The organism is Pseudomonas sp. DCB_AW (genome assembly GCF_026240895.1).
Classification (GTDB): Bacteria; Pseudomonadota; Gammaproteobacteria; order Pseudomonadales; family Pseudomonadaceae; genus Aquipseudomonas; species Aquipseudomonas kermanshahensis.
Genome location: NZ_JAPFCE010000178.1, coordinates 1 through 466 on the forward strand (window position 1 = coordinate 1; position 466 = coordinate 466).

Consider the following 466-nt stretch of genomic DNA (forward strand, 5'->3'; position numbering starts at 1 on the left):
GAGAGTTTGGTACCGCCGCCACCATGGAGTTTGGGCTGAGCTGGCTTTTTCTTGTGGCTATTTTAAAAGGTGTCCAGTGTGAAGTGCAGCTGGTGCAGTCTGGCGCCGAAGTGAAGAAGCCCGGCGAGAGCCTGCGGATCAGCTGCAAGGGCAGCGGCTACAGCTTCACCAGCTACTGGATCAGCTGGGTCCGCCAGATGCCCGGCAAGGGCCTGGAATGGATGTGCCGGATTGACCCCAGCGACAGCTACACCAACTACAGCCCCAGCTTCCAAGGCCACGTGACCTGCAGCGCCGACAAGAGCATCTCGACCGCCTACCTGCAGTGGTCCAGCCTGAAGGCCAGCGACACCGCCATGTATTACTGTGCGAGACACAGTGGTAGTACTCCACTGTCTGGGTGTACAAAAACCTCCCTGCACGCCTCTCTAACCTCACAATTCTGTGCCAATGAGACCAACCTCTC

1 protein-coding gene is annotated in these 466 nt (G+C 58.2%); it reads left to right on the top strand.

Going from position 1 to position 466, the window contains the following annotated elements; translation table 11 throughout:
* Nucleotides 1-466: hypothetical protein (locus OO306_RS28150; protein WP_265970397.1), on the top strand; the 466-nt coding region annotated here is incomplete at both ends.